A 1818-nucleotide genomic window follows, 5' to 3' on the forward strand; every position below is an offset into this window, starting at 1 on the left:
CACAACAGCCCATATAAAAAATAGCTATTTCACTTTTTATCTAAAAAATTTATTTATTTTTAAAAACTAATAGAATACCTAAAAATGAGAAAGCTTTAAAACGCTACTTTTCATATAGGTACTCGTTGGCAATAATAAAAAACACGAAAATAATTACCGAATTGGGAACTTTTAATTATATTTGCATTATCAAACAATAAAATGTGAGAATAATATCAAGAAGAACATTACGAGAATTTTGGAAAAAACACGCTGATATTGAAGAACAATTAAAAGCGTGGTATCGTGAAAATGATAAAGCATCTTGGAAAACGGTTAATGAATTAAAAGCTGAATATCCAAGTGCGAGTATTCTGAAAGACAATAAAATTGTATTTAATATTAAGGGAAATAATTACAGATTAATTGTAAAAATAAATTTTGAATTTCAAATAATCTGGATATTATTTATTGGAACTCACGCTGAATATGATAAAATTAATGCTAACGAATTATAATTATGGAAATAAAACCTATAAAAAACGAACAAGATTATCAAGACGCTCTTAACAGACTTGAATTAATTTTTGACTCTAAAAAAGGTACTGAAAGCGGAGACGAATTGGAAATTCTTTCAATATTAATAGATAAATATGAAAATGAGAACTTTCCAATTGGAATGCCTGACCCAATAGAAGCTATAAAGTTTCGAATGGAACAAATGGGAATGAAACAAAAAGACCTTGCTGAAATCGTAGGATTTAAAAGTAGAGTAAGTGAAATTTTGAATAAAAAGCGAAAATTGACATTGGAAATGATTAGAAAAATAAGCTTCTCTCTTCATATTCCGACTGAAGTCCTTGTTCAAGAATATATTGCAAAATAAAAATTACTATTGCCAACACCGTGTATAATTTATTGCTGGTAATCGCTTACTTACGAAAGTCCTTTGGGACTTTCTTGGTTTGTGTTTTATTTACTAAATTTACTGCTTAACCACGCAACAAACCATACACAACAACGTTAGCTGTAATACCTCATCAGACTCGAAAAACCTCAACAATACTTTGGAAAAAGAGATTTAATGATTAATAGATTTTTACAGATTTGTGTGAAAAAATAGATCAACAGATCAAAAGATTTTATAGACAGAATGGAAAAAAACTCGGAATCGAATTATCAATTTGGAGAAATAACGAACAAAATAATTCAAGCATTTTATCAAGTTTATAACGAAATTGGTTTTGGGTTTGAAAAAGAAGTTTACATAAATTCACTTGATTTAGCTTTTAAAAATTTAAATCTAAATTCAGAAAAAAATAGAGAAATCGAAATTTTGTTTAACAATGAAAAAGTAGGAGTTTATAATGCTAATTTAATTGTAGAAGAGAAAATTCTAGTCCAGGTCTTTTGCGTCGAAAATTTTTTTGAGAATTTAGAGCAAAAAGTTTATAATGAATTGAAATTGAGTAAATATAATATTGCTTTAATTTTAAATTTTGGAATAAAACCAGAATTTAAGAGAAAACAAATATGATGGATAAGATCAATAGATGAAATGATTTTACAGACAGTATGAAAAGTAAAACAGCTAACAACGCATAAAAAAAATTGCTGGTTTTTGCCTATTTATGAAAATACTCGCAGGTTTTATATTTAGTAATTATTTGCTAACTTTAGTGCTTTAATAACGCAACTCTTTTTATACAACCACGTTGTATTTAATATCGAGCGACTTTTGGAATTTTCAATACACTTTCTCGAATTTTCAAGCGTTTTTTGTTGAGAAGTTAAACGGTTTTGACTTTGGAATTTTAAGACTCAAACTGAACGATTGAA

The 1818-nt window shown here is 27.3% G+C and carries 3 protein-coding genes; all 3 read left to right on the forward strand.

The window, feature by feature from the left end; genetic code table 11:
• The first annotated feature begins 203 nt into the window (after positions 1 to 203).
• The 3 genes from ES045_RS16145 to ES045_RS16155 all read left to right on the forward strand — a co-directional run bounded on the left by ES045_RS16145 (position 204) and on the right by ES045_RS16155 (position 1516).
• Complete coding sequence (locus ES045_RS16145) at positions 204 to 497, forward strand: type II toxin-antitoxin system HigB family toxin (protein WP_147117303.1); 294 nt, start codon at positions 204 to 206, stop codon at positions 495 to 497.
• Between the two features lie 2 nt (positions 498 to 499).
• Entirely contained in the window at positions 500 to 865 is a 366-nt protein-coding gene (locus tag ES045_RS16150) for a type II toxin-antitoxin system HigA family antitoxin (protein ID WP_147117304.1), read from the forward strand.
• Between the two features lie 267 nt (positions 866 to 1132).
• The gene (locus ES045_RS16155) at positions 1133 to 1516 is read left to right on the forward strand and encodes a GxxExxY protein (RefSeq protein WP_147117305.1); all 384 of its coding nucleotides are present in this window, start codon (positions 1133 to 1135) and stop codon (positions 1514 to 1516) included.
• Positions 1517 to 1818 lie beyond the last annotated feature (302 nt).

The organism is Polaribacter sp. IC073 (genome assembly GCF_007997075.1).
Classification (GTDB): Bacteria; Bacteroidota; Bacteroidia; order Flavobacteriales; family Flavobacteriaceae; genus Polaribacter.

What these genes read in the sequence shown, in the direction of transcription:
- ES045_RS16150 (WP_147117304.1), top strand. Translation starts at nt 500, where the DNA reads ATGGAAATAAAACCTATAAAAAACGAACAAGATTATCAAGACGCTCTT.
- ES045_RS16155 (WP_147117305.1), top strand. Translation starts at nt 1,133, where the DNA reads ATGGAAAAAAACTCGGAATCGAATTATCAATTTGGAGAAATAACGAAC.